We start from the raw sequence: 26,226 nt of genomic DNA on the forward strand, positions 1-26,226 counted from the left end.
CAATGCGCACAACCCGTCGTGATTTTCTTAAACAGGCTGGGGTGACTTCTGCCGGAGTTAGTCTGCTAAACGGATGGTCAGCCGAAGGCCTCATGGCCGCTTCAGCCAAAAAGATGTTCTTCGAAATTTCGCTGGCCGAATGGTCTCTGCACCGAACCTTACAGGCTGGTAAGTTAACCAATATGGAATTTCCGGCAAAAGCAAAGACAGATTTTGGGATTAATGCCGTTGAATATGTAGATCAGTTCTTTAAAGACAAGGCTAATGATCAGGCTTACCTGAGTGAATTGAAGAAACGGGCTGAAGATCTGGGCGTTCGAAATGTACTGATTATGGTCGATACTGCCGGGCCGTTGGCCGATCTGGATGAGACCAAACGGAAGCAGGCGGTTGAATCCCACTATCAGTGGGTCGATGCGGCTAAGTTTCTGGGCTGTCATTCCATTCGGGTCAATCTGCGTGGTAAAGGTACTGCCGATGAAATTGCCAAAAGCAGTGTCGACGGTTTAGGTCGGCTGGCTGAGTATGGACGCAAGGCTGGGATTGGTGTCATTGTCGAAAATCACGGTGGTTACTCATCCGATGGGAAATGGCTCTCACAGGTAATCAGGCAGATCAATAATCCTTATGCGGGTACGTTACCCGATTTCGATAATTTTAAACTGACCGATACTGAGTTATACGACCGCTATCTGGGCGTGCAGGAAATGATGCCTTTTGCCAAGGGCGTCAGCGCAAAATCGCGGGATTTTGATGAACAAGGCAACGAAGTAACGATAGACTACGATCGGTTGCTTCAAATTGTAAAAAAAGAAAAAACACCCGCCTTCAAAGGCTATATCGGTATCGAGTATTCCGGCAATCGGCTTAGCGAAGACGAAGGCATTCGTGCTACCAAAGCTTTGCTGGATCGGATTGGTCAGCGGGTTTCCTGATACCATTGAATTAATCAATTTATTACCTATGCAACGACGTTCTGTCTTAAAAAATTTAGCCGTAACGGTAGGAGGGATGGTGAGCCTTCCGGCCTGGGCATCTGGCTGGACCCCTGATTCATTGGGTTCTGTAGCCATCGTATCGGTCGATGACGAAACGCTATTGGGAGAAATTGTTGAGACATTTATTCCCGAAACCACAACACCGGGGGCTAAATCGCTGAAAGTCCATCAGTTTGCCTTACGCATGATCCGGGATTGCTACGCCCCAGCCGCGCAAACAACGCTTCAGCAAGGACTCGCTCTGGTCGATACAACAGCCCAGCAAGCGTATACCAAGCCGTTTATTGACTGTGATCCAACCCAACGAGTAGCCGTGTTGACCCAACTGGCCGCTGCTACTGACCCGGCGGGGAAAGCCTTTGTCGATATGGCCAAGCGGCTGACCATACAGGGGTATCTGAATTCGGAATATTACCTGGTCAATGTCGAGAAATTCAACATGGCACCTGGTTTTTATCATGGTTGCGTGCCTGTCCAGAAAACGGTCGAAAACGCTAGCCGATAGTGTGTTATAGTTAATCATTTCTTTTCATTCGGTATCATGTCTTATTTCAATATAGATTCGGTTAATGAGCGAACCTTCGATGCCATCGTTGTGGGTTCAGGTATTAGTGGCGGCTGGGCCGCCAAAGAATTGACAGGCAAAGGTTTACGGACATTGGTGCTGGAGCGTGGCCGGGATGTAAAACACATTACGGACTACCCCACTACCATGATGCAGCCGTGGGAATTTCAGCATCTGGGACAACTAACCCGCGAGATGAAAGAGGCTAATCCGATTGCCAGTCGGTGCTACGCGTTTCGGGAAGATGCTACCCATTTTTTTGTGAAAGATGCCGAACATCCCTACGTTCAGGAGAAACCCTTCGACTGGATTCGCGGCTATCAGGTTGGCGGTAAATCGCTCATGTGGGCGCGGGGAACCCAACGTTGGTCTGATTATGATTTTGACGGACCAGCTCGCGATGGATTTGCCGTCGACTGGCCCATTCGCTATGCCGATATTGCCCCCTGGTACAGCTATGTGGAAAAATTTGCCGGGATTTCGGGCAATAAAGATGGTTTGGCACAATTACCAGATGGTGAGTTTCTGCCCCCGCACGAACAATCGTGCGTTGAGAAGCACTTCACCGATCAGATGGCCAAACATTACAACGGTACGCGGCCCATCATCATTGGTCGTTGTGCACACCTGACCAAGCCGCAACCGATTCATTATCAGCAGGGGAGAGCCCAGTGTCAAAACCGCTCCCTTTGCCAGCGAGGATGCCCATACGGAGGTTATTTCAGCAGTAATTCCTCCACCTTGCCCTGGGCCGCCAAAACGGGAAAAATGACCTTGCGACCCGACTCGGTTGTCCATTCGATTATTTTCGATGAGAAGAAGAATAAGGCTACAGGGGTGCGGGTGATTGATGCGCATACCAAACAGATGACGGACTATTACGCTCGTATCATCTTTGTCAATGCGGCCTGCCTGAACTCAAACTTAATTCTGCTGAACTCGACCTCGCATCGTTTCCCCAATGGCCTCGGTAACGACAATGGCCTGTTAGGAAAATACGTAGCCTTTCATAACTTCCGTACGACTATATCGGCTGAGCATGAAGGATTTCAGGATACGAAGACCGAAGGTATTCGACCAAACAGCAGCTATATACCGCGCTTCCGTAATGTATTTAAGCAGGAAACCGACTTTCTGCGGGGCTATGCTGCTGGTTTCGGATCATCCCGCATGACGAATATCGATACGTCGGGTATGGGTGAGGGGCTAAAATCGAATCTAATGCAGCCCAAATACGGTAACTGGCGCGTGGGGTCACATATGATGGGCGAAACCATTCCAAAGGAAAGCAATTTTGTGGCTCTCGATCCGAATCAAACGGATCAATGGGGTATTCCGCTGCTTCGTATCTCGGTGGCGTATGACGACAACGATGAGAAAATGATTCGGGATTTCCACGAGCAAATGACTGAAATGCTAACCGTATCGGGCTTTACCAACATACAGACCCACGATGTTCCCGACAAAGCGCCCGGCCTCGATATTCACGAAATGGGTGGCGTTCGGATGGGTAAAGACCCGAAAACGTCACTGCTCAATAAGTGGAACCAGTTGCATGCCTGCAAAAACGTGTTCGTAACTGATGGAGCCTGCATGACATCCACGTCGACCCAAAACCCTTCGCTAACGTTTATGGCCATCACGGCACGAGCTGCCGACCATGCCGTGAAAGAAATGCGAAAAGGTCTTTTATAAAAGGCTGCTAATTCGGTAGTAAAGCGATCTCCAGTAGATTGTGTCGTTATAAAACAGGTTCTGGCTGCCAGGCGGCTGGAACCTGTTTTATAACGGTCTCAAATTCCTCGGCCCTGTGCGCCCACGAATTGGCCTTTGCCATGGCGACTCGACTAGCTACTCGTTCAGGATCCGTATCCGCCAGGGCTTTACGCAAGGCGTTGGCAAACTCGTCCGGGCTGTTGGCCAATTCGATAACGTCGTCGAAGTCATTTAGCAATGAGAAAGGAGTAGACACGACGGGTAAACCGGCGGCTAAATACTCATTGATTTTGAGGGGATAAATGGTGTATGTGTGGTCATTGCATACAAATGGAATCATAGTTGCCCGCATCTGCGCTAACAACGAAGGAAGCTCTGCCGGTTGACGCGATGGCGTGAAAAGTACGTTTGGGTATGCCGCTAGTCTACTGGTTAAGCGAGGCTCATGAACCTCCCCAATAAACTGGAAGGTAATGTCGGGCATGGTTTTAACGCAATACTCAACAATATCGACGTTTATTCGATTGTCGGCCGTACCCAGATAGCCCACAATCGGCTTTTGGGGCGGATGTTGCTGCGCTAACTCGTATGCCTGATTAAATAACTCGAAATTGACCCCATTTTTCACACAAAACGCATTCGGTTGCAAGACCGACTTCGATTGGCGAAGGGTTTCGGAGGTGGTTACTACCGCGTCGACTTGCCGAAGGTAATCGGGTTCGTAGCGGCTACCGTGGCGACGCATCCAGTTGATGATCGTGATTTCATCGAAACAATAATATATCGTAGCGCACTCATCCAGCTTCTTTAGCATTGGAAGGCCAAAAACGGGATTCAACCCATTGATAACCAACGGACGGTTCATGCCTAATTGTCGCATAACCCGCCGAAGTCCGGTTACTAACCGATTCACATTTTGCTGTACGAGCAGGTCATGCGCTTTAGGCAGCATCCAGTTGACCGGTAGCATGAGGGGAGGAGTCCAGACATGGACCTCATGGCCATTGGCAAACGTCTTTTTAATAAGCGGATCTTTTAATCGAATAATCTCCCGGACTGGCATGCCGTGTCGCCCGGTGAGGCCCATTGCCCAGTCCTTCAATGTGTATTGATAGTCGACGTAAAGTATTCGGTGCCGGGCCGATAATTCGGTCATAAGTTGCACAACTGCCTTCTGGAAATCGCCTTCCCAGGTTGTCTGACCGAGGCAGACTATGCTGTCAAATTGTTGCATGTATTGCAAACGAAACTTCCTATTTATGGAATGGTGGTTTTTCTAGGTACGCGGTGGACGAGGAAGATGTTGCAGTTAATGGGTGGATTAAGGGGTGATAAATTATAGGGAAATATAAGTAATTTTGTAGGTAATTTATACGTGTTTTTACTTAATTGTGCGAGGTTTTTGTGTCGTGAGGTGGATGTGGAAACAAATACGTAAAAGCGCGTTTTAACTCCTTGCCAATTCGGGTTTTTAGACCATGTACGAGCGAGCCTTCCTGAAGAATGGTTCGAGGGCCAGTCCACACCCGTGCGGAGTTAGTTTTCATCTGAACTACCCGGCCGTATTGCATCATGTCGAAACATAACCGGCCATCATCACCACGCGTGTTATGGGTAATATATCCTGCTTTTAACCCCGCTTCGCGCACATACCCCATACTAATACCATAGGCATTCAGATACGGGCGCTTCAGATGCCGGATTTCAGCCATCACATCTTTTAAGGTCTCGTGAACAAAGAACTGCCACCGTGGAATGTCAGGTGGTGCTATAAACGAATAGCGACCATATACACACACTACGCCCGGCTGAGTCAACTTTTTCATCATTTCATCAAGCCAGTTTATAGGATACAAACAGTCAGCATCAGCTAGTAGGATATATTGGCTGGTCGAATGCTCCTGACCTAGCTGACGTGCCGGGCCACATCCCTGAATTGGTTGAAAAAGCCGTTTAATATGCAACTTGTCCATCGTTTCCTGCGTTCGGTCCGACGAATTGTTATTAACAACAATAATATCGAATGGAATCTTTGTCTCGATCGCCGATAAAGTGCCGATAGCCCGAATCAGGTTGATTTCCTCATTGTAAGCTGCAATGACGATTGAAACCAATGGATTATGACTGATGCGTTTGTCTAAACGAGCATTTATGTCATCGAATACCGACTGAGGAACCTGATCGAGGCTTTCGTATGGATATTCGTAAGGTTTGAGCCAGCCTGGGTTAGAGAAAACGTTCATGAGTACTTATGGTAAGGAAGGTTCGTTAATACTTCATACTGCATTCAGGATACTAAGCTTGGTGTGCTTACCGACTGGGCATACACATCGAGTAACTTGCCCGCTGTTGCTTCCCACGAAAATAACGTTGCGCGCTGTAATCCCTTTCTGCGTAAGTCGGCCCGTAAAGATGGTTTCAGTATAAGTTGATTAATACCGTCGGCCATTTCCTCCACCGATGTAGGATCGACTAACAGAGCCGCATTGCCAGCCACCTCTGGCATTGATGAGGTAGTTGATGTGAGCACAGGAGTACCAGAGGCCATAGCTTCCAGAATGGGGAGGCCAAAGCTTTCCCGCAACGACGGACAAAGGAAAATAGTGGCGGCATTATAAATGAACGGCAGGATATAGTTGGGTATATAGCCACACAAAATGATGTCGTCGACCAGTGATTGCCCACCAATTTCAGTCAAAATGTCGTTCAGGGCCGAAGCAGGTAAGTTCGAAATAACAACCGGTAACGTTAACTGTCCCTGATTTTTAAGCAATAGCAATGACTTCAGAACACCACGTACGTTCTTTTTAGGATCGGTATTGCCCAGGAAAAAGATAAACTCCTTAGGCAATTTATATTTCTGCCGAACATTGTCGATTTGCTCCTGATCGTTGATTACCCGAAACTGTTCGCTTACCGCGTTCCAGATCGCTACCACCCGGGAGGGGTCAAGGTGCAGATGATCAATAATACGCTGGCGTTCAAAATTAGACACGGTAATAATCCGTTCGCAGGAACGAACGATCCGGGGGACATTCCAGCGTCGGTATTGATTACCGAACCGCTGGTACCAACTCCCGGCCATCAACGGTTGTGTCTCTAGAAAAATAATATCGTGGAGAGTCACCAGTAAAGGGACTGAGCAATTAAGAGGGGCCGTATTGGCTGTACAATGTAATAGATCAATGCCATATTGGTTGATTGCCTTAGGTAGTGTGTATTGTTCCCAAACAGGGTATGGACCACCAGACAATTCAACAAACTGAACATTTTGCGAGTTGGGCAAGCCTTTTCGGTCAGCGTCGGGTTTGACGAAAATGATAAACTCGTGTTCCTTAAAGTTCGTCAACGCTCGAATAGTTTCCAGCGCTACGATATCCATCCCGTGTTTATGCGGGCGAAGGAGTCGTTGTGCTTCTATTCCGATTCTCATATAAATAGCGCTTATGGGTAGAATGAACCGTTGACCTGATTTCAGGAAGTGAGTCCCAGCGATCGCAGGTAGTAAATAAGATTGAACTGATGAAAACGATTGTACTGGTCGGAAACTGCCCCAGAATTGGGTTCGTATAGCTCACGACGCAGATGCCGATAAATTCAGCGAGCAGAGCAATCATGACTGAGGTCAGCCATGGGTCTTTAAGTTGCCACACTTTAATGGTTCCGATGAAGGCGATCAAGGCCAGAAACGCCAGATATACGCTCAGGCCAACAATGCCGGTTTCAATCCAGACCTGAACGTACCAGCTATCGGTTGGAATCTGGGCTGCGAAATAATTGGGCGTAAAACGCTGTCCATTTCCCGACGTAGTGCCGATACCTGCTCCAAAAGGCAGGTCTTTTAAATACTGTTGCAACTTTTGCTGGTTCTCCAGCCGAACCAGAAAAGAAGCATCCTGAGTCGGCCGGAGAGCCGTACGAATCCGCCAGATTTGATAGACCGAATCACCAATATGGGTAAATAAGAGGAAGGCTAATACGGGCAGGGCAACCATGAGCCCTCGTAAGATGTATACCAGATTTCGCTTTAGAACAAAATAGGCGGGGTATCCAGCTATAATAACAAATAGGGCTCCTCGTGTACCGGAAACGGCAAAGCCCCAGAAGAAGATAATGGATAGAAATAGTAAAAGGAAGCGCTTAGTCCATGAGCTTGTTTCAAAAAAGAAAATAATGCAAACGAGTGTAACCCCAGCCATCTCAGAACCGAACTGGCCAGCATCAGAGTAGAACGAAAAACTACGCAACTGACCCCACAAAATATGTTGCTTGGCAGCTCCCGCAGCCAGCCAGCGAAGTTCGGCAGCCTCCAGACCAATGTATTGCTGTTTAAAGGCCCATAAGGCCGCCAAAAACGACCAGCAAAGCCAGGATCCCACAAACAGGCGAATGTCTTTTTTGGTGATCGGCGCTACCAGCACAACGATGGCAATCAGAAACCAGTTTAGCGAAAGCGACCGGGCACCGTAAAACCAGGCCGCCGGGTATGGGTGTCCTGGATTGAAATATTCAAGAATAGTAAAGGAAAGCCAGGTCGTCAGTAGCCAGAATACAGGGCGACGAAGCCGTTTCCAGTCCATCCGTTTGCCGTTCAGAAAGGTGCTTAGTAGCGTAAGTACCAGCAGCGCATCCAAGGCGGTACCAACAGCTAATTCGGTTTCCAGAAAACGGCTGAAACCCAGTATAAAACTGAGTTGAATATATAAAAATAGACCAATTCTGGGTTCCAGCAGAACGCTAATGCCTACGATAAGAACAATAGGTACCCCTATCGTTACCAATGCCCCCATAATACCCCAAGCGCCAACCAGCCAGCCTGCAACCACGGCAACCAACACGCCCACTACTGTGAAAAACCAAGGCTTATTGCGCCATTGATTGATCAGTTGGAAGGGGTGGTTCGTTGTTGCCGACAGATTCATAAAATTATTACGTCTGATTCAAAAAATAGGTTGGTTTGTCTGGGATAGCTTTAATCGTGTTGGCTTACTTGTCAGACTACACTGGCGAGATACTGGGTGAAGTCAAGTTCCAGATGGCACCATCAATAAACGCTTTGGCATGTCGTAGCCGACCTGAAAGCAGGTAAGTGCCAACATGTTTTGGGAAAACAAACGCACTGAAAAACAGAAAGAAGACCAGGCGTTGAAAAGCAGAACAATGACGTCGCATAAACAGGATACGGTTTCGGGTCAGATAATACGTTCGTAGAGGACTATTTTGCCCAACCGATACCGATTCCTTGTGCAGAATCGAAGCTGATGGTTGATAATAAATGAGAAAGCCCGCATTCCGAATGCGTTGCGACCAATCCAGTTCTTCGTAATACAGAAAAAAACGCTCCGCAAATCGTCCTACCTGTTCCACCACGTTTCGGCTGACCATCATGGCACAGCCATGGGCAAAGTAGGTAGGGCGGGGCTGATCGAACTGCCCATTGTCTGCTTGCTTGAATCCTATGGCAGTTGCTTGCCCGGTAAACATATTAATCGGGTTATAACCAGCATATTGAAGCAACTGTGGCGCATCGAAAAAACGAATTTTAGGGCAGGTAACGCCTACCTTATCGTTGGCCATAAAAGGCTTCAGTAGTTCGTCAAGTATGGCCGGTGATAACTCCGTATCATTATTGACAATGAAATAATAGTCGCCTTTAGCTACCTGGATACCTAAATTATTACCACCGGTAAAACCAAGGTTTTCTTCACTCCGAACAATTTGAAGATAAGGAAACTGGGTTTGGTCGATCGTAGTTTCAAACGGCTGTATCGAGGCATTATCGACAACTATGATTTCAAAGTTTGGATAGTTCAGCGTATTGGCCGACTCCAGAAATTGCCGCGTTATTTCAGCCTGGTTGTAGTTGATCGTAATAATCGACACACAAGGCTGCTCTTCTCCCTCTTCTACACGTTCTCGTTTTGCCATAAGCTGAAAAAGGTTCTCCAGATAATCAGGAGGTCCGTTTTTAGTGAAAACGTGTGTGAATATTCAATGTCGAGCAAGGTTCGCTCTCGGTCCGACATAGGGCCTTTTCCTTTAGCTCGTTTTTGTACCTGCCATAGGCCCGTCAGACCCGCTGGGCCTGCAAAACGTTTGGCGTATTCATCGGAAGTAAGTTTTTCAGCTTCATAGAGCGGCAATGGTCGATTACCAACCAGCGACATATCGCCCAGCAGAATATTGAACAATTGCGGTAATTCGTCGATACTGCTATTGCGGAGGAACGTTCCCAGCCGAGTTACGCGAGGATCGTTTCGAAACTTCATAAATTTAGCTGAGGTCCTCGCTTCCTGTAAGTACGCTTTTTCGCAGATGGGTTTGTCTTGATCAAAAAGCAGACGTTGACAGGATATCCCCTGTGCTCGACAAGCACTGCAAAGGTGTTCCACATCATTTGTTGAAGTATTCTGACCTGTTGAGGGGGCATAGATATTATGATCGGCAAGTTGATTTAATAATTGATCGGCTTCGACGCGCATTGTGCGAAATTTATACATGTCGAATACATGAAAATTGGCACCTGCCCGCTTCGATTTATAGATGACCGGACCCTTGGAGTCCAGAAATATCAGCAGCGCTACGAGTAGCATCAGAGGGGACAATAAAATCAGGATAACCAGTGAAACGCTGATATCGATAATCCGTTTCCACCAGGGAGTTTTTGGATGGGTAAAGGAATTGATGTTGGTCCCCTGATCAAGGAAGGTTCGTATCTGGTTGTTTAGCGAGAGGTAGTAATTTATTTTTGATTCAAGCCGACCATTTTCTTCATTAATAATCAAAATATCTGTGGCTCCGGTAATAAGAGCAGTATGTAAAATCTGAGTTTTACCAAGACGGCAGGTGACGAGAAAAGGGACCAGTCGATAGTCTGCTTTATTCCGAACAATAACAGACATCGCTTGCCCAGTAGTGGTATCGGCAATGATTAAGTCTACTTTTTGGCTATCTGTCAGCCACTGTTCTGCATCTTTCTCATCCCGGAACCGGATAACAGAACAGGTTGTGCCTGCTATGGTAGCAATGCGGTTGGCGATCAGATCGTCCTGCATGACCAATAAGACACAAGAGTTTAACATTTTAGTTTCTAAAACGGACGTTGAATGTGGGTTGTATGGTAGCTGACAGGCTGACATTATCGGGTTGGGTAGCCTAATGTACCGTTTGAAAAGGCTGGAAAATTTTATGACACCTTAACTTCTGGCGTTGTTAATCTATGTTTATTCTTGAAAAAATTCTATCCCGCTGGGTATATACGAATCGTAAAGAGGGATGGAAACCTTCTAGGGATAGAAAGACCGAAGAAATAAACTTATGCGCTTTGGGACAATGGATAATTACCAAAGAGCATCGACAAAAGTCGCGACTTCTGATGCCAGAACGATTTGGTTCCAGTGTCAGTAGTCAGGGGCATAAGCTGCCGATGAATTTCTTCGATTGGTAATTCAATCCGCCGGAGTAAAGCATGTAGTTTGGCCTTGACTTCCAACGGGTTAAATGGTTTGGAAAGAAATGCATCAACACCCTGTTCAAGGCACTGAATCCGGGTTGCGCTATCGGATATGTTAGAGAGAATGACCACTGGTGTTTGCGAAGCCAGTCGACTCATTCGAATAAGTTTGGTTAATTCAAGACCATTGAAAAAAGTCAGATCCAGCTCCGTTAGCACACAATCAAAGCGATTTCCTTGAATTAGCAATCGGGCAGCTTCCTGCCCAGAATTGGCTATCGTAATCTTAAAATCTTTGCTAAGCGTTTCGACCAGAATGTTAACCACGTATGGGTTTTCATCCACAATCAGCAAATGATACCTGGCGTTCATTTGTAATGAAGTTAAAATTACTTATGGGTTAGATTTCAAATTTTTAGACTAATGGAGAAATAACCGGTTACTTTTTATTGAAAAAAAAACTACCATGCTGTCGTCAGTATGAGTCTGTTTTAGCGGAAAAGTTATACTTTATATATTTTCATTTGCTGATTTATTTAGTTTATTAATCGGCTGATAATAAAGAATTTATCAATTTACCCTTTAAAAAAGCATAATCCACTTAGGCGGTATTATCCATAGACTATTGGCTAACTTAATAAAGTACAAAATTGATTAAACGGCGGCTATTTTAACCTATTTTTAATGTTCGTTTCTGTGGCCAGCTTTGATTCTCTATAACAATGCAGTTGTAGCTTATCCGTTTTAGCACAAAGCCGTATCTTTGACGTACGTATCAGTTGTTTTTATGAGCCAACCAACCCGATTTCAACGCCTGCGGCCTCATCTGATTGCCGTTTTAGGGCTATTTGTCCTTACCTTATTTTATTTCTCCCCTGTCTTATCGGGTAAAACCCTCTCGATGCATGATGTGCAGGAAGCGTCGGCTGCTGCTCGTGAAATACGGGAAATCGCTAAACAGACTGGTGAAAAACCACTTTGGACTGATGCTGTTTTCAGCGGTATGCCGGGATATATGATTGATTTTCATTACCCCTATATTCTGGTATATAAAGCTGTAATGGGAGTGATTAATATATTACCAAATACGGCGAGTATCATTTTCGTAGTGATGCTCAGTATGTATATTTTATTAATTGTGTTAGGCTGTAATGCTTGGCTAGCAGCTTTGGGAGCAGCTGCCTATGGATTAGGTACATTTAGTATTGTCAGCCTTGAAGCAGGTCACGTATCCAAGCTTTTTGCCCTGGGGTATGGGGCAGGCATGCTGGCCGGCATTATTCTGACGCTGCGTGGCCGTTACTGGTTGGGTGCTGCCCTGACAGGCCTCTTTCTGTCGATGGAATTAGGGGCGAATCACATCCAGATTACGTATTATCTCTTCATGACAGTTGGGCTGTACATCCTTATTGAGGGGATTGCTTTGGTCAGGAATGGGAAGGGGCGCCAACTGGCCTTGGGGCTAGCTACGTTGGCTGTAGTTGGAGCAATAGCAGCAGGAAGTTTTGGCAAACGACTACTTGTGCTGAATCAATATACGAAAGAAACCATTCGCGGTAAGTCGGAACTAACCGCAAAAACAACAAACCCTGACGGAAAAACACCCACCAGTGAATCGAAAGGGGGTTTGGATAAAGAGTATGCCTTTACCTATAGTTATGGTAAAGCAGAAACGTTAACCCTACTCATTCCAAGTGCATTTGGAGGAGCTTCGGGAGGAGGGCTTACCACCGACTCTGAATTCTACAAAGCAATGGTTAATAGAGGGGTAGATCCGGGTTCAGCAAAACAACTGGCCGAGTTGGGGGCACCAACTTATTGGGGAGATCAGCCGATGGTAGGCGGACCTGCCTATGCCGGTGCGGCTTTAATTTTTCTCTTTGTACTGGGCATGTTCGTGATTCGGACTTCCATACGGTGGTGGTTGCTGAGTGCTACCCTTCTGATGATTATGTTGGCCTGGGGGAAAAACCTGCTGTTTTTCAATGAGTTTCTATTCGATTATTTACCGTACCTTAACAAGTTCAGGGCTATGACAATGGCCTTTTGCCTGGCTCAGTTGTTTTTAGCTGCTGGAGCCGCGTTGGGGCTTCAGACCATTGTTAATGAAAAACTAACCTTTGCTCAATTGCGTCAGCCACTACTGGTTAGCCTCGGTGTTACTGGGGGCCTCGCCCTGGTGATGGCCCTTATGGGAGGAGCTTTCTTTACGTTCCAGACCTCCAATGATGTTATGATCTTATCGCGGTATTTTGGTGATGCCGCAAAAGACTTTCTAGCACCTCTTATTAGTGACCGGCAGAGTATGATGCGTTCTGATGCATTCCGATCAGTAATCCTGATTGTACTGACGGCTGGCGTTGTCTGGTTATTTATCACGAATAAAATCAAACCGGCGTTATTTTATCCGTTACTGCTGGCGGTCGTAATTTTTGACCTGTTTGCCGTTGATAAACGGTTTTTGAATAATGCTGATTTTGTTCCCAAATCGCAGGTGACAACCATTTTTGAACCGACTTCTGCTGATGAACAGATTCTTCAGGATAAATCGTTGGGATACCGTGTATTTGACCAGACAGGTTCTTTTATGGAAAGTAACCGGGCCTCCTACTTCCATCGATCAGTCGGCGGATATAACACGACCCGGTTGCGCCGGTACAATGAGCTGATCAATTATGCTTTCCAGGCCAATACACTGCATTTGCTCAATATGCTGAATGCAAAATATGTTATTCAGCAAGGCCAGCCTGATCCGGCAAATCCTCAGCAGCAGGGTGGCCCTATTGTGATCCCCAATCCTGAAGTGCTCGGCGCAGCCTGGTTTGTTGGTAACGTACAGCAGGTAGCTAACGCCGATGAGGAGATGGCTGCTATGAAAACCCTGAACCCACGCGATTCCGCCGTTATTGATAAGCGATTTTCCACTCAGTTGGGCAATTTACCCGCAACGATGGACCATACAGGCAGTACGATTCAACTGACGAACTATCGGCCCGACAAGCTCATCTACGAAGCCAATGCCATTCGGGATGGACTGGTTGTGTTTTCGGAAGTTTATTACCGGGGCGAAGAAGACTGGCAGGCTTTTATAGATGGCAAACCGGCTCCGCATTTACGCGCTAATTATACGCTGAGGGCGATGCGGGTTCCGGCTGGTAAGCATACGATTGAGTTCCGGTTCGATCCACCTCTGGCCAAAACAGGCGATATGATTGACCTGATCTGCAATTTACTCTTAATTGGATTGATTGGCTTCGTTATTTTCCATGAAAACCGCAGTCGACCTGCTGAACCAATGGCCCAACGCGAGGTTATAGTACCCCCTGCGGCAGAAGCGCCTAAACCAGCTTCAGCGAAGCCTAATACCCGAAAAGCATAGGGACTATCAATCCAGCGATGTTAAAAAAGGCCCTTACCGATAGTGAGGGCTTTTTTTATACATTAATTACTTGTTAGAGGGAGACTGGGTTGTCGTTTTTATATCTCCTGATTGCTTGGGTTTTTGCGGACGGGTCTTGCCGTACGAACCCATAGAAATTTTACCTTTCCGAGTTTTTCTGTCGCCTTTGCCCATACATCGAGATTAGTTTAGTTGAATTAGTTTTGGAGTTTATTTAAAAAAGTCAGATATGTTGAAATTTACTGGTTACACTGTAGACCAAGAAGATTAAGAGCTCATGGTATAAAACGGAAGAAATAAACTGATTAAATCTGATCCGATATATGCTATAATTTAAAGCAGCAACGGATAAAAATTAGGTCTATATATAAGCGTATTTTTTAACGATACTGGTTACAGGATTTCAAATGTTTATTATACGGCTATATGGGTAAATAAGTATTAACATTATTGTTTATTAAATAAATTAAGTAAATTTTTTTAGTAGTTTTGTAGGTAAGCAAAATAGCCTATTATTGTGTTTTTTACCGATTCATCTATATGAAAATAAGGCAATCCAGATTTTCAGCGAATAACTGGGAAACAGTTTCTGAAACTCCTGATTTTTTAGCCGAAGAGGCACAATTAGTACTAGCTTTCGGAGGACGGAAACTGTTGGAAACAATTGATGCTTATGGTTATTTACGGGAAATTTATCCAAATGCCCAGATTGTTATTAATTCTACATCCGGCGAAATTTTAGCTGATAAGGTTTATGATGATACGTTGGTGGTAACATCTGTGTGGTTTGAAAAGTCGATGGTGCGAACCGTACAGTTTGGTATCAGCAATCATAAAGAAAGTGGACGGGTTGGAGAACAGGTCGCACAAGCCCTCGATGGCGAGGAACTGGCCGGAATTATTCTTATTTCTGACGGTGGCGTCGTTAATGGCAGTGAGCTTACTGGAGCGGCTAATCGATGTCTGAATAGACTGGTGCCTGTAATTGGTGGCCTGGCAGGCGATGCCGACCGATTTGAGCGGACCTTGGTTGGAGCCAACCAGAATCCCGAACCGGGTAAAGTAGTAGGCATCGGCCTGTATGGCCAAGAGTTAAAAATTGGCCATGGAACCATGGGAGGATGGGATGTTTTCGGTCCGGAACGCGAAGTCACGAAATCGACATACAATGAGTTATACCAGATCGATGATCGGAGTGCGCTGGATTTATATAAAGACTATTTAGGTAAGTATGCTGATGGATTACCCGGTACAGCCCTACTCTTTCCCTTGTCGATCAAGATTACGCCAGAGTCGAGGCCGCTCGTCCGAACGATCCTGTCTATCGATGAATCGGCAAAAAGTATGATCTTTGCCGGCGATATTCCTGAAGGGTCAACGGTTCGGTTCATGCGGCCAAATCTGGACCGTCTGGTGGAAGCTTCAGCAACGGCTGCCCAAAATTCATTAACGCAACTGGGCTCCACCCCCGAACTCGCTTTACTGATTAGCTGTGTAGGGCGAAAGCTGGTGTTGGGGCAGCGTACAGAAGAGGAAGTAGAAGTTGCTCGCGGAATTTTTGGTAGTGAACCCTGTATTACTGGCTTCTATGCATATGGGGAAATTGCTCCGGCAGGTCCTAACTCGCCGGGCGAACTGCATAACCAAACCATGACCATAACCATTTTTTCGGAGCAGTAAGTAATGAATGAGGCATCGCTACATAAAACATTAGTACGTCAGATAAATCGGCATTTGACCAAAGAGTGCCTTCAAAATGAAAACCTGCAGCAGTTTATTCAGTCGGTCAATGAGTCCTATCAGAACTTTGCCCGCGATAATGAACTTCTGGAACATTCGGCGTTATTAAACGATCGGGAATATTCGAAAGTTAATCAGCGGTTGAAAGAAGAAGTGAGCCAGCGTCGGGAGTCGGTCGAAAAATTAATGGAAGCCATTGTGCTGATCGAAGTTCCTGAAGGGGAGTCGATTGCTGACTTTGATAACGACAACCTCGTTGGGTTAGTTAATTTTCTACAACGGCAGATCGAGTATCGAAAAACCATTGAGGCTGAGTTGAGACAGGCTAAGGATGAAGCTGAAAAAGCAACCCAGGCCAAATCGGACTTCCTTTCCATGATGAGCCACGAAATCCGAACTCCGCTCAATGGAATTGTCGGTATGACGTATCTGATGCTTCAGGAAGAAGTGCCACCAACCATGGTCGAGAACCTGAAAACGCTTCAGTTTTCGATCGAACATCTGCAGGCTTTGATCAATGATATCTTGGATTTTAGCAAGATCGAAGCCGGAAAAGTTGAACTCGAAGAAACCACGTTCGATTTCAAGCAACTGGTTTCAAATATCAAACGGGCTCAGCAGGCAAAAGCACAGGAGAAGGGTAATCGGATTCGCTTAATGATCGATGATGATATTCCGAATGCACTGATTGGCGATTCACTCCGAATCGGTCAGGTTCTAACTAATTTGGTTTCCAATGCAATCAAATTTACGCATCATGGAACCATCACCATCGAACTGGCGCTGGAGAACCGTACCGAAGAAATGGCATCAATCTTCGTATCGGTTCAGGATACGGGCATCGGTATCGCTCCCGATAAGCAGGAAGCCATTTTCAACATGTTTACCCAGGCTAACTCAGCCACTACCCGTAAGTTTGGAGGAACAGGATTGGGCCTGGTCATTACCAAAAAGTTGCTGGAATTGTATGGAAGCGCAATTCGGGTTGAGAGCCAGGAAGGTAAAGGAGCCACGTTCTCCTTTATATTGAACTTACCGATTAGCCAATCAGCAGCGGTCACACTAGCTGTTCCCGATGCGGTGGATGATAAAACCTTGAAAGGACTACATATCCTGCTGGTTGAGGATTATCCGGTTAATGTTAAGGTTGCTTTGAAGTTTTTGCATAAATGGGGTATCGAAGTGGATACCGCCGAGAATGGCCAGGTAGGCGTGGATAAGTGTCGAGCCAATAACTATGATCTGGTGCTAATGGACTTGCAGATGCCTGTAATGGATGGCTATACGGCTGCTGCCGAAATCCGAAAATTGAACTCCCGTATCCCAATTGTGGCCTTGACAGCTTCAGCAACATTTAGCAATCGAGACCGGGCGGTGCATGTCGGAATGGATGATTATGTAACCAAACCGTTTAATCCTAAGGATTTATTTAATAAAATTGCAAAATATAGCCAGCGTATTCCCGGTAATTGATCGGTAGGCGACAAGTTTCTTTTTATTTAGTTAAGGTTCTTAACCATGGAAAATTTTAATTCGGCTAGTTTGCATACTATCGACTATGATCGTTTGAACGAGTTATATGATGGTGATAATGAGCAGATAGCCAGCCTTTTCGAGCTATTTCTGGATGAAGTATTCCCGGATTTTCAGGAAATAGAACGCGAAATCGATCAGCAAAACTGGGCAGAGGTAGCTAAAACAGCGCATAAAATGCTGCCCTGGGTCGGAATGGTTGGTTTGACGGCTTTGGAAGGTAAACTCCGGAGTATAGAAGCTCAGGCCAAAACTGATCGCAATCCAGAAGAAATAAAGCTAGCCTGGAATCAGTTTAAGCTTGGTTTGGATAAGGCAACGCCCCTAATTCGTGAAGAATTGGCCCGGTTGACGAGCTAAATACGGAATACATACAATAATTGCCATAAAGCCAGAGGCCTTTCATTTGAAAGGCCTCTGGCTTTATGGCAATTATATGAAATTATTTTCGATTCCAATTAAGCCGTTTCCTGTTGCGATTCAGAGGTTTCAGTGTGGGGTGTATGCAGGAATTTTTTGCCCGCCTGCTTAAAGTTTAGCAACGTACGCATCATACTCAGGATGAGTTGCGGCAACACCATAAAGTCGTTAAAAGAGATTTTGCGCCATAAATACAAGGGAATAGATATGGCCAGACTAAACGACAAGACACCAATCAACCCGGCCGAGAAAGCCAATAAGGGGGGATTATAAATAATCAGGTTAACGAAGAAAAGCAGAGAAACCGCCACCAATAACAAAGTTCGGGGAAGGAGGAGGGATTTCAGTAAGGCGTTGAAGGCATGTATGTTTCCACGGGTTAGCTGGTTCATACCAATGGCAAAGTATTCTTTAATAAAATACACCTGGGCGGCTGTCCAGCGGGTGCGCTGGCGTTCGAAAACCGCTATATTCTGAACTTTCTCATCGAAGATAAACGCTTTGTGCAGATAGCCAATTTTGATGCCATCTATCAGCAGTAGCATTTCGAGCTCTTTATCGTACCCACTAACCGTCTGTATCTGATTCATCGCCCGTTTCATGGCTGTAGGCTCAAATCCCATGCCTGACCCGATTAATGTGGCCGACAGGCCTAAAGCTCGCTGGCCTGCCCGAAACAGATTATTATTTACCTCTTCATTCATGGCATCGAAAATGGCAACGCTCGTATTGGTATTTTTTGCCACGCGATGTCCCTGAATTGCTTTCCATCCTTTTTCAAACGCCTGATTGATGCGCTGTAAAAAATCGGTAGCCATATGATTATCAGCATCTGAAATGACGATGATGTCGTAATAACCTTCCGGCAATGCATTCAGGGCGTAGCGAATTGATTTCTGAACCGTCGATTGTTCAAACTCAACAGGGATAATTTTGATCGGATAGGTAGAGAGCTGTTCCAGAGTTTGGGGTTGGAACGAATCGGCAATTACGATCAGGTCGTACCAGTCGGATGGATACGATTGCTTCAGATTGGCCAACACAGAACCTATGATTACACTATCTTCTTTGTAGGCAGGAATTAATACAGCGATACGACGGAGAGTCGTCTGCTCAATAGGCGAATCATCGGCCCGGCCAATTCGTCCAGCCACTGCACTCAGGAAAAGGTAGAATACATTGAATACCAGATAGCCAGTAACCAGTAAAAGAATAAAATAATATAAAGATGCTATCATGAGCAGGTATTGAAAGATATTATCGCTTAGGGTCAAAATAACACAAAAAAAATATAAATAAGAAATGGTGTATCTTACATGTTTATGTAATTTGCTATACGGTAAATAAGTAGTGAATAATTGATTTTGTGAAACTAACAAAGACGCTAAGTTTAAGTTGATATATGAAAAATATGTCGTATTTTAGCGGTTTGTCATTTAAACGGCATTACTTCCTGATCGTCAACTTGTTCAATCTAGTAAAAGCCTCCGTAATGCGTTAATTTAAAAGCAACCTTCCCACATGAAAAAAACTCTACTTCTCGTTTGTTTATCCTTTCTGACGGTAACAACGGCGGTACTTTCAAGACCCGGCGGAATTGCGTCTCTTTTAAGCCGTACACTCGATGCGTACACTTATCTTCTCTTCAATCGTCAGGTGAGCGAAGTCGCTTTGCCAGGTCATGTTGAAGCGGAGAATTTCAGTGCTATGCAGGGTATTCAGCCCGAGACAACTGCTGATGATGGTGGTGGACAGAACATCGGTAATATGGACGATGGCGACTGGATGGATTACCCGGTGAGTGTTCCTCAAACGGGGGTGTATTCATTTCGGTTTCGGGTGGCCAATGGCTGGGTCGATGATGCAAAGTTTGAACTCCGCAAGGCCGATGGTACGGTGCTAAAGTCAGTAAATGTGCCGCGTACAGGTGGGTTGCAAAGTTGGCAGACCATTGGCGCTACGGTACACCTGACAGCCGGTAGCCAGACGTTACGGGTATACATTGTGCGGGGAAGCTGGAATTTCAACTGGTTCGAAGCCTCCGGCAGTCGGAATTTGCCGGGTAAAATTGAAGCGGAATCATTTGATGTGGCTAGTGATGTACGGCCCGAAACGACGACTGATGAAGGCGGTGGGCAGAATCTGGGATACATTGACGATGGCGACTGGATGGATTATAACGTCAATGTAGCCTCGGCTGGGGAGTATACGTTCCAGTTTCGGGTAGCCAACAGCTATGGCAATGGCGTTATTTTTATCAAAACAGAAGATGGTACTACCCTGGGAAGCGTAAATGTGCCGCGAACCTACGGCTGGCAGAATTGGGTAACTATCAGTACAACCGTTAATTTATCGGCGGGAAGTCAGGTACTGCGCATTTATACGAATCCCGGCACCTGGAATTTCAACTGGTTCAATGTTATTCGGAACGGTAACTCAATACCTGGGCATCTGGAAGCAGAGGACTATACTGCCATGCAGGGCGTTCTGACCGAAACAACCGCTGATGCTACAGGGGCACTAAACGTTAACAATATTGATGATGGCGACTGGATGGATTACGCCGTGAGCGTTGATCATGATGGGGTGTATTCGTTCCGGTTCCGGGTAGCCAATGGCTGGGGTGATGGGGCTAAATTTGAACTCCGCAAGGCCGATGGTACGGTATTGAAGTCGGTCGATGTGCCCCGTACGGGTGGGTTGCAAAGCTGGCAGACCATTAGTGCTACGGTTCGTCTGACGGCCGGTAGCCAAACGCTTCGGTTATATGTGGTGAAAGGGAACTGGAATCTGAACTGGTTCGAGGCTTCAGGAAGTCGAAATCTGCCTGCAAAGATTGAAGCCGAAAGTTATGATGTTGCTACCGATGTACGTCCCGAAACAACCTCCGACGATGGGGGTGGGCAGAATCTGGGATACATTGACGATGGCGATTGGATGGATTATAACGTCAATGTCCCTACGGCCGGTGTCTATACCTTTCAGTTTCGCGTGGCCAATAGCTACGGCAATGGCATCATTTTTATCAGGTCGGAAGACGGTACTACACTGGGGAGCGTTGATGTTCCACGTACGGGTGGCTGGCAAAACTGGATGACTATTAGTACGACAGCAACATTGTCGGCAGGAAGTCAGGTGCTGCGCATCTATACGAATCCGGGTACCTGGAATTTCAACTGGTTCAATGTGATACAAGGGGGAACGGTAACGAACCCGGCGGTCATTACCTTCTCTGCGTTACCCAACAAAGCCGTTGGTGATCCTGATTTTAATCTGACTGCAACAAGTACCAATACCGAAACGCCCATCACCTATACGTCATCCAATCCATCCGTGGTATCGGTATCGAACGCAACGGGTGTCTGGAAAGCGTCGGTCGTTGGGGCTGGTACAGCCGTTATTACAGCCTCGCAGGCGGCTTCAACGTCGTTCCAGGCGGCTGCTAATGTAACCCAGACGGTTACCGTAACCGCGCCGACCGTCACGCTCGGCCAGAAAATACCCATCGATCCGAAGCGCTGGTATCAGCTCAATAACGTGAGCAACGGGCTTGATGGCTTGTTCGATGGTATCACCGATGTAAACGTAGAAACGGGCTGGGGTAAAGTGCTCACCAATTACGACGCGTATTATCCGCTTTTGCAAGGTGAATCAATGACCATCCAGGGCATAAAGTTCTATGACTTCACGGGCATCTTCACCGATAATCCTATGACGGTGTCGATTATTACTGATCAGTGGCAGCGGATTCCTATTGCTACCTTCACGGGCGATCAGTACGCTGCCTGGGTAGGCCCTTATCCGAATCGGTCTACCTCCGGCGATGCCAAATTCAAGCTTGATGTACCGATAAGCAATGCCCGCTATCTGGTCATCAACACCTATGGGGCGTTCCCCACAGAAATGGAGTTATATGGCTCCTACACGCCATCAACCCAGACTCCGACACCTGTACCTGCCAAAGCCGTGAAACTGAAGGATATGCTGGGGGTAAATGCCTACGAATGGAATTTTGAGGATGGTAACACGCCCTGGCAGATCAACGAAGCGAAGATGAACGTGGTGAAAAGCTTTTCGGGCATCCGGCATTATATGGACTGGAATAAGCTGGAGTCCAATGAGGGCGACTATTCGTACAACCCAACCCTGAGTGGCGGCTGGAACTATGATGCGATCTACGAACGCTGCAAAGCCGAGGGAATTCAAGTACTGGCCTGCCTGAAAACCTTGCCCGACTGGATGGTGAATACGTATCCCAGCGACCAGCGTGATGCCGAAAACGTGCCGGTGCGTTATGGGAAAGATTTTACGGACCCCAATTCCTACATCGAACAGGCGAAGGCTGGATTTCAATACATGGCCCGGTACGGCAGCAATCCAAATGTCAATCCGGCTTTGTTAAGCGTCAATACTACCCCGCGCTGGACGGGCGATACGCCAAACACCATCAAAATTGGTTTGGGATTGATCAAGTATATCGAATGTGATAACGAACGTGATAAATGGTGGAAGGGCCGTAAAGCTTATCAGACGGCCCGTGAATATGCTGCTAACCTGTCGGCGTTCTACGATGGGCATAAAAACACCATGGGGCCGGGTGTAGGTGTGAAAAATGCCGATCCGTCGGTAAAAGTAGTGATTGGTGGGCTGGCGTCTGCTTCGGCCGGGTCCGATTATGTGAAAGGCATGATCGACTGGTGTAAGCAGTACCGGGGCTATAATCCAGATGGTACCGTTAACCTGTGCTGGGACATCATCAATTACCACATGTATGCCGATAATACTTCTTCGTCGCAGAGTGGTACATCGACGCGGGGAGCGGCACCCGAAGTGGCACCGATCAACAAGATTGCCCAGGATTTCCGAAAAACAGCCCACCTGCAATCCTATGATATGCCCGTCTGGATTACCGAAGCTGGCTATGATGTGAATCAGGGTAGCCCACTGCGTGCAATTCCGATTGGTAATAAGTCGGCACTCGAAACCCAGGGCGACTGGATTTTGCGGACGGCTTTGCTCTACGCTCGGGAGGGCATTGAGAAATTGTTCTTCTATCAGCTTTACGACGATAATGGATCGGGTGGTATGTTCGGAACCTCAGGGCTGGCCAATGGCGATAACCTGACCCGTCGGCCTGCTGCCGATTTCTTGTATCAGACCAATAAACTGTTTGGCGAATACGCCTATAAAGAGACACTCGCTCGCGACCCCTTTGTTGATCGGTACGAAAAAGACGGCAAATCGGCTTACGTGTTGGTTGTACCGGACGAAATTGGCCGTACGGCGACCTACACGCTCGATTTAGGATCGGCCACACAGGCGCAGATTTATCGACCGAAAGTGGGCAGCAATGACATGGAGTTACAAACGGTCAATACGAATCAGGGCAAGCTTCAACTGACTGTAACCGAAACCCCCATGTTCGTGATGGCTGGTACGGCAGCTCCTAATGCGCGGGTGGCCACCAACATCAATTCAGAAGAAAAAAGCCTGGCCGAGTCCATTCGCGTTTATCCCAATCCAACAACCAGTTATGTGAGTATCGATGTAGAGCGGATCAGCAACTCTCCCCTCGATGTGACATTGTTTGATGCCGGGCAAGGTCGTATTCAGCAGACGACTCAAATTCATAAAACCGGCGATCGGTTCTCCGAAAAATTAGATCTGACTCAACTTGCCGTTGGGGTATATATCCTGGAGGTCAAGCAGGATGGCGAACGCGTTCAGCAGAAAGTGTTACGGGTTCATTAATTATAGAGTAGGTATTTTACGACGCTGGATTGGGCACATTCGGGATTACCCGTTGGGCTGAATCCAGCGTTTTTGTGTGATTTGTGCTTGTTCTGTGGGTTATTTAGTGTGTAAAAATACTCAGTAAGTGAACTAAAGGTGATAAGTTTTTTACTGAGCAGTAGGTAAGCTGGAAATAAGTTATATTAGTGGTTAGCGCTTACTGTTGATTGTACTGTTTATGGTTAAATGATTGATAAATTATTTGGTTAGTTGTTTGTATTGAACATTCTTTCATTTGTATTTTATTAAATTGCAAATCTCTTTACCAGCGTTAAAACTACCTTCAACGATCTCTACTTAACCCTGTATGGCTTCGCCCAAAACTACTCTTTCGGATCAAACAACCTCTACTGCCGCTCCTACATTAGCTTCGCTCCTGTATCCTGCTGATTGGCCTGCACCGGGGGGCATCGATTTACAGATTCACGACCGTCCGCATGCCTCATCAACCATCGAATGGTGGTATGTGAATAGCCATTTAACCCTGGCTGATCATCGACAATGTTCACTGTTCGCTTCGTTCTTCCGCATGGCCATTGGCCGTGATGAGCAAACTCAACAATACCAGTATGCTCATTCGTTAACCTGGGCAATCAGTGATGTGAGCACGCAGCGGTATTATACGGACTCGCTGGTTGATCCTATTGCGCCGAAAATTGGCCTGAATACCATCGACAAAGGCGAGGACACGACCGATCCATTATTGCAACGGGCCCTTCGTGAAGTGCTGGTGAAAGGGAATGTCCCCTTGCCCGACCGTCTGCTCAGTAAAGAAGCGCAGGTGAATGAAGAGTGTCTGTTTCTGGATTATGATGGGAATCAATTTCAAAAACAGGCAGATGGGAGTTACCTGCTCACACTTCTGAATGCTGACAAAGGAACAGGGGCAACGCTATCGTTCCATCCACAAACCGCTCCTGTTCGGCATGGCGACGATGGCGTTGTACGTGGAACGGCTGGTGAGGATATGTTCTATTATTTTATGCCGCATTGCCGCGTAGAAGGGGCACTCCTGATTGATGGACAAACAATTGAGGTAGCTAGTGCCAGTGGCTGGTATGATCACGAGTTTGGCAAACCGACCAACGATACGCCTGAAGCGAAAATTGAACATAAAATTGCCTGGAACTGGATTTCGGCTCAACTGGTCAACGGGTACCAGATCAGTGCTTACGATTTGTTTGATAACAATGCTGATGGAGCTAGTTGTGGTCGCTGGATTGTATTGATCGATCCGAAGGGGAAGGCGCGCCAGTACGACGACTTTAGCTTTCAGCCGCTGAAAACCTGGACCAGTTCACGGACATTTACCGATTACCCGACAACCTGGCAACTGACCATTCCTGAAGCGAATATAAGTCTGTTTGCCGAAGCGGCCTTTCCAGCGCAGGAGTTTAATACCATCATTTCTAAACGAGCCTTCTGGGAAGGACGCGTTTCAATTAGCGGCACCTTTGCTGGTGAACCGATCGTTGGGCTAGGGTATGTTGAGCGTAGTGGGTTTGGCCTCAAAGAAAAACTGACCGACTTTTTTAAGGCCGTTACAAAAGAAACGCGAAAGTCAATTGAAGCCCTGTTGCCACTGTCGCCTACCGATGAGCAACTGAAAAAGCTGGTGGCGGGTAGCGGGAATCCGCACTTTGTCGACGGGCTCGATCCGGCGCAATATAGTCGGGTATTGCTGAAACCGATACGGGAGATGATTGATCGTGGAGGAAAGTCCTGGCGATCATATGCAGCGCTGGCCTGTCTGGATCTGGTCGGTGGGAATTCGCAGCAGTACATGAATTGGCTGGCGTGGCCAGAGTTACTCCACACGGGATCGCTCATCGTCGACGATGTGCAGGATGAGTCGGTGATTCGGCGGGGTGGGCCATCGTGTCATATGCTCTATGGGCAAGCCACAGCCATCAACGTGGGAAATGCCTGTTATTTTCTGGGCGAACTATTGGTCGATTCAACGCTGTCCGACGCCAAGAAGCTTAAACTTTACACCCTGTATTTTGAAACCATGCGGGCGGCCCATGCCGGTCAGGCCATTGATATTGATGGGTTTGAAGCACTCATGCCTGAAGTGGTCGGCTATGGGCGGGGGGCGGTGCTGGAGGAGCGTATTTTATCCGTGCATCGGTTAAAGTCGGCTGCTCCGGTCAGTTCGCTGGCACAGTTGGGAGCCATCATGGGCGATGGTACACCCGAACAGGCCAGGGTATTGGGGCAGTTTTTTGAGTCGATGGGGCTGGCGTTCCAGATTATAGACGATGTGCTCAATCTGCGCGGTTTTGAAAATAACCTGAAGCATCGGGGGGAAGACATAGCCTGTGGTAAAATAACGTTACCCGTAGCCAAAGCATTGGGCACACTGGGTTGGCCTGCTCGTCGCGATTTATGGGAAACCATTCGTCAGAAGCCAACTGATCCAGCTATAATTAGTCAGGTGATTGACAACCTGGAAGCCTGCGGAGCCATTGAAGCCTGCAAACAGCAGGCCGAAAATCTGGTTGAGGAGGCCTGGCAAAAACTAGACGATCTATTCCCGGATTCGGATGTGAAAATCAGGCTGCGGGCGTTTAGCTGGTACGTGCTGGAGCGTCATTATTAATCCCTT

Annotated in this window: 18 protein-coding genes; 9 read left to right on the top strand and 9 right to left on the bottom strand. The window is 46.9% G+C overall.

The window, feature by feature from the left end; translation table 11 throughout:
- Positions 1 to 2 precede the first annotated feature (2 nt).
- From B5M13_RS13385 to B5M13_RS13395, 3 genes are read left to right on the top strand one after another with little or no spacing between them, the layout of a single operon-like run.
- The gene (locus tag B5M13_RS13385) at positions 3 to 935 is read left to right on the top strand and encodes a sugar phosphate isomerase/epimerase family protein (protein ID WP_080056147.1); all 933 of its coding nucleotides are present in this window, start codon (positions 3 to 5) and stop codon (positions 933 to 935) included.
- A 28-nt stretch (positions 936 to 963) separates the two neighbouring features.
- Positions 964 to 1,503 (top strand): gluconate 2-dehydrogenase subunit 3 family protein, encoded by a 540-nt coding sequence (locus B5M13_RS13390; protein WP_080056148.1) that lies wholly within the window; start codon positions 964 to 966, stop codon positions 1,501 to 1,503.
- A gap of 36 nt (positions 1,504 to 1,539) precedes the next feature.
- Entirely contained in the window at positions 1,540 to 3,258 is a 1,719-nt protein-coding gene (locus B5M13_RS13395) for a GMC oxidoreductase (protein ID WP_080056149.1), read from the top strand.
- A gap of 46 nt (positions 3,259 to 3,304) precedes the next feature.
- Here the strand turns inward: B5M13_RS13395 and B5M13_RS13400 are convergent, their stop codons facing one another.
- The 7 genes from B5M13_RS13400 to B5M13_RS13430 all read right to left on the bottom strand — a co-directional run bounded on the left by B5M13_RS13400 (position 3,305) and on the right by B5M13_RS13430 (position 11,104).
- Entirely contained in the window at positions 3,305 to 4,513 is a 1,209-nt protein-coding gene (locus B5M13_RS13400) for a glycosyltransferase (protein WP_080056150.1), read from the bottom strand.
- Positions 4,514 to 4,664: 151 nt separating this feature from the next.
- Positions 4,665 to 5,522, bottom strand: coding sequence for a glycosyltransferase family 2 protein (locus B5M13_RS13405; RefSeq protein ID WP_080056151.1), 858 nt, complete (start codon positions 5,520 to 5,522; stop codon positions 4,665 to 4,667).
- A 44-nt stretch (positions 5,523 to 5,566) separates the two neighbouring features.
- Positions 5,567 to 6,712 carry a glycosyltransferase family 4 protein gene (locus B5M13_RS13410; protein WP_080056152.1) on the bottom strand — a complete coding sequence of 382 codons (1,146 nt, stop codon included), beginning with the start codon at positions 6,710 to 6,712 and terminating at the stop codon, positions 5,567 to 5,569.
- Positions 6,669 to 8,201, bottom strand: coding sequence for an O-antigen ligase family protein (locus tag B5M13_RS13415; protein ID WP_080056153.1), 1,533 nt, complete (start codon positions 8,199 to 8,201; stop codon positions 6,669 to 6,671). Before B5M13_RS13415 ends, B5M13_RS13410 begins: the two co-directional genes overlap by 44 nt.
- 76 nt (positions 8,202 to 8,277) lie before the next feature.
- Positions 8,278 to 9,207 (bottom strand): glycosyltransferase family 2 protein, encoded by a 930-nt coding sequence (locus B5M13_RS13420; protein WP_080056154.1) that lies wholly within the window; start codon positions 9,205 to 9,207, stop codon positions 8,278 to 8,280.
- Complete coding sequence (locus tag B5M13_RS34545) at positions 9,186 to 10,361, bottom strand: sugar transferase (protein ID WP_317047007.1); 1,176 nt, start codon at positions 10,359 to 10,361, stop codon at positions 9,186 to 9,188. The genes B5M13_RS13420 and B5M13_RS34545 overlap by 22 nt, the downstream gene beginning before the upstream one ends.
- A gap of 233 nt (positions 10,362 to 10,594) precedes the next feature.
- A complete protein-coding gene (locus tag B5M13_RS13430; protein WP_080056156.1) occupies positions 10,595 to 11,104 on the bottom strand; it encodes a response regulator transcription factor in 510 nt (169 codons plus the stop codon).
- A gap of 415 nt (positions 11,105 to 11,519) precedes the next feature.
- On the opposite strand from B5M13_RS13430, the gene B5M13_RS13435 reads away from it, so the two are divergent.
- Positions 11,520 to 14,111 carry a glycosyltransferase family protein gene (locus B5M13_RS13435; protein ID WP_080056157.1) on the top strand — a complete coding sequence of 864 codons (2,592 nt, stop codon included), beginning with the start codon at positions 11,520 to 11,522 and terminating at the stop codon, positions 14,109 to 14,111.
- Between the two features lie 66 nt (positions 14,112 to 14,177).
- Here the strand turns inward: B5M13_RS13435 and B5M13_RS34640 are convergent, their stop codons facing one another.
- Positions 14,178 to 14,306: a 30S ribosomal protein THX gene (locus tag B5M13_RS34640; protein ID WP_080056158.1), complete on the bottom strand. Its 129-nt coding sequence runs from the start codon at positions 14,304 to 14,306 to the stop codon at positions 14,178 to 14,180.
- A 366-nt stretch (positions 14,307 to 14,672) separates the two neighbouring features.
- Between B5M13_RS34640 and B5M13_RS13445 the strand changes: the two genes are divergently transcribed.
- Genes B5M13_RS13445 through B5M13_RS13455 form a run of 3 tightly spaced genes read left to right on the top strand, consistent with a single transcriptional unit; the run spans position 14,673 to position 17,765 of the window.
- Positions 14,673 to 15,812 carry an FIST signal transduction protein gene (locus tag B5M13_RS13445; RefSeq protein WP_080056159.1) on the top strand — a complete coding sequence of 380 codons (1,140 nt, stop codon included), beginning with the start codon at positions 14,673 to 14,675 and terminating at the stop codon, positions 15,810 to 15,812.
- Between the two features lie 3 nt (positions 15,813 to 15,815).
- A complete protein-coding gene (locus B5M13_RS13450) occupies positions 15,816 to 17,345 on the top strand; it encodes a response regulator (protein WP_080056160.1) in 1,530 nt (509 codons plus the stop codon).
- A 45-nt stretch (positions 17,346 to 17,390) separates the two neighbouring features.
- Positions 17,391 to 17,765 carry an Hpt domain-containing protein gene (locus B5M13_RS13455; protein WP_080056161.1) on the top strand — a complete coding sequence of 125 codons (375 nt, stop codon included), beginning with the start codon at positions 17,391 to 17,393 and terminating at the stop codon, positions 17,763 to 17,765.
- 98 nt (positions 17,766 to 17,863) lie between these two features.
- Here B5M13_RS13455 and B5M13_RS13460 read toward each other — a convergent pair whose 3' ends face one another.
- Positions 17,864 to 19,063, bottom strand: a complete 1,200-nt coding sequence (locus tag B5M13_RS13460; protein ID WP_080056162.1) for a glycosyltransferase — start codon at positions 19,061 to 19,063, stop codon at positions 17,864 to 17,866.
- 283 nt (positions 19,064 to 19,346) lie between these two features.
- Here B5M13_RS13460 and B5M13_RS13465 point away from each other — a divergent pair, with 283 nt between their 5' ends.
- Both B5M13_RS13465 and B5M13_RS13470 read left to right on the top strand, forming a co-directional pair.
- Positions 19,347 to 23,576 (top strand): carbohydrate-binding protein, encoded by a 4,230-nt coding sequence (locus B5M13_RS13465; protein ID WP_080056163.1) that lies wholly within the window; start codon positions 19,347 to 19,349, stop codon positions 23,574 to 23,576.
- A 349-nt stretch (positions 23,577 to 23,925) separates the two neighbouring features.
- Complete coding sequence (locus tag B5M13_RS13470; protein WP_080056164.1) at positions 23,926 to 26,220, top strand: polyprenyl synthetase family protein; 2,295 nt, start codon at positions 23,926 to 23,928, stop codon at positions 26,218 to 26,220.
- The last annotated feature ends 6 nt before the right edge of the window (positions 26,221 to 26,226 follow it).

Source organism: Spirosoma aerolatum (genome assembly GCF_002056795.1).
In the GTDB taxonomy this organism is placed as follows: domain Bacteria; phylum Bacteroidota; class Bacteroidia; order Cytophagales; family Spirosomataceae; genus Spirosoma; species Spirosoma aerolatum.

Excerpts from the sequence above, each read along its gene's own strand:
- B5M13_RS13385 (WP_080056147.1), top strand. The coding sequence starts at position 3 with ATGCGCACAACCCGTCGTGATTTTCTTAAACAGGCTGGGGTGACTTCT.
- B5M13_RS13405 (WP_080056151.1), bottom strand. The coding sequence starts at position 5,522 with ATGAACGTTTTCTCTAACCCAGGCTGGCTCAAACCTTACGAATATCCA.
- B5M13_RS13400 (WP_080056150.1), bottom strand. The coding sequence starts at position 4,513 with ATGCAACAATTTGACAGCATAGTCTGCCTCGGTCAGACAACCTGGGAA.
- B5M13_RS13455 (WP_080056161.1), top strand. The coding sequence starts at position 17,391 with ATGGAAAATTTTAATTCGGCTAGTTTGCATACTATCGACTATGATCGT.
- B5M13_RS34545 (WP_317047007.1), bottom strand. The coding sequence starts at position 10,361 with ATGTTAAACTCTTGTGTCTTATTGGTCATGCAGGACGATCTGATCGCC.
- B5M13_RS13460 (WP_080056162.1), bottom strand. The coding sequence starts at position 19,063 with ATGATAGCATCTTTATATTATTTTATTCTTTTACTGGTTACTGGCTAT.
- B5M13_RS13450 (WP_080056160.1), top strand. The coding sequence starts at position 15,816 with ATGAATGAGGCATCGCTACATAAAACATTAGTACGTCAGATAAATCGG.
- B5M13_RS13420 (WP_080056154.1), bottom strand. The coding sequence starts at position 9,207 with ATGGCAAAACGAGAACGTGTAGAAGAGGGAGAAGAGCAGCCTTGTGTG.
- B5M13_RS13445 (WP_080056159.1), top strand. The coding sequence starts at position 14,673 with ATGAAAATAAGGCAATCCAGATTTTCAGCGAATAACTGGGAAACAGTT.
- B5M13_RS13435 (WP_080056157.1), top strand. The coding sequence starts at position 11,520 with ATGAGCCAACCAACCCGATTTCAACGCCTGCGGCCTCATCTGATTGCC.
- B5M13_RS13410 (WP_080056152.1), bottom strand. The coding sequence starts at position 6,712 with ATGAGAATCGGAATAGAAGCACAACGACTCCTTCGCCCGCATAAACAC.
- B5M13_RS34640 (WP_080056158.1), bottom strand. The coding sequence starts at position 14,306 with ATGGGCAAAGGCGACAGAAAAACTCGGAAAGGTAAAATTTCTATGGGT.
- B5M13_RS13465 (WP_080056163.1), top strand. The coding sequence starts at position 19,347 with ATGAAAAAAACTCTACTTCTCGTTTGTTTATCCTTTCTGACGGTAACA.
- B5M13_RS13430 (WP_080056156.1), bottom strand. The coding sequence starts at position 11,104 with ATGAACGCCAGGTATCATTTGCTGATTGTGGATGAAAACCCATACGTG.
- B5M13_RS13390 (WP_080056148.1), top strand. The coding sequence starts at position 964 with ATGCAACGACGTTCTGTCTTAAAAAATTTAGCCGTAACGGTAGGAGGG.
- B5M13_RS13395 (WP_080056149.1), top strand. The coding sequence starts at position 1,540 with ATGTCTTATTTCAATATAGATTCGGTTAATGAGCGAACCTTCGATGCC.
- B5M13_RS13470 (WP_080056164.1), top strand. The coding sequence starts at position 23,926 with ATGGCTTCGCCCAAAACTACTCTTTCGGATCAAACAACCTCTACTGCC.
- B5M13_RS13415 (WP_080056153.1), bottom strand. The coding sequence starts at position 8,201 with ATGAATCTGTCGGCAACAACGAACCACCCCTTCCAACTGATCAATCAA.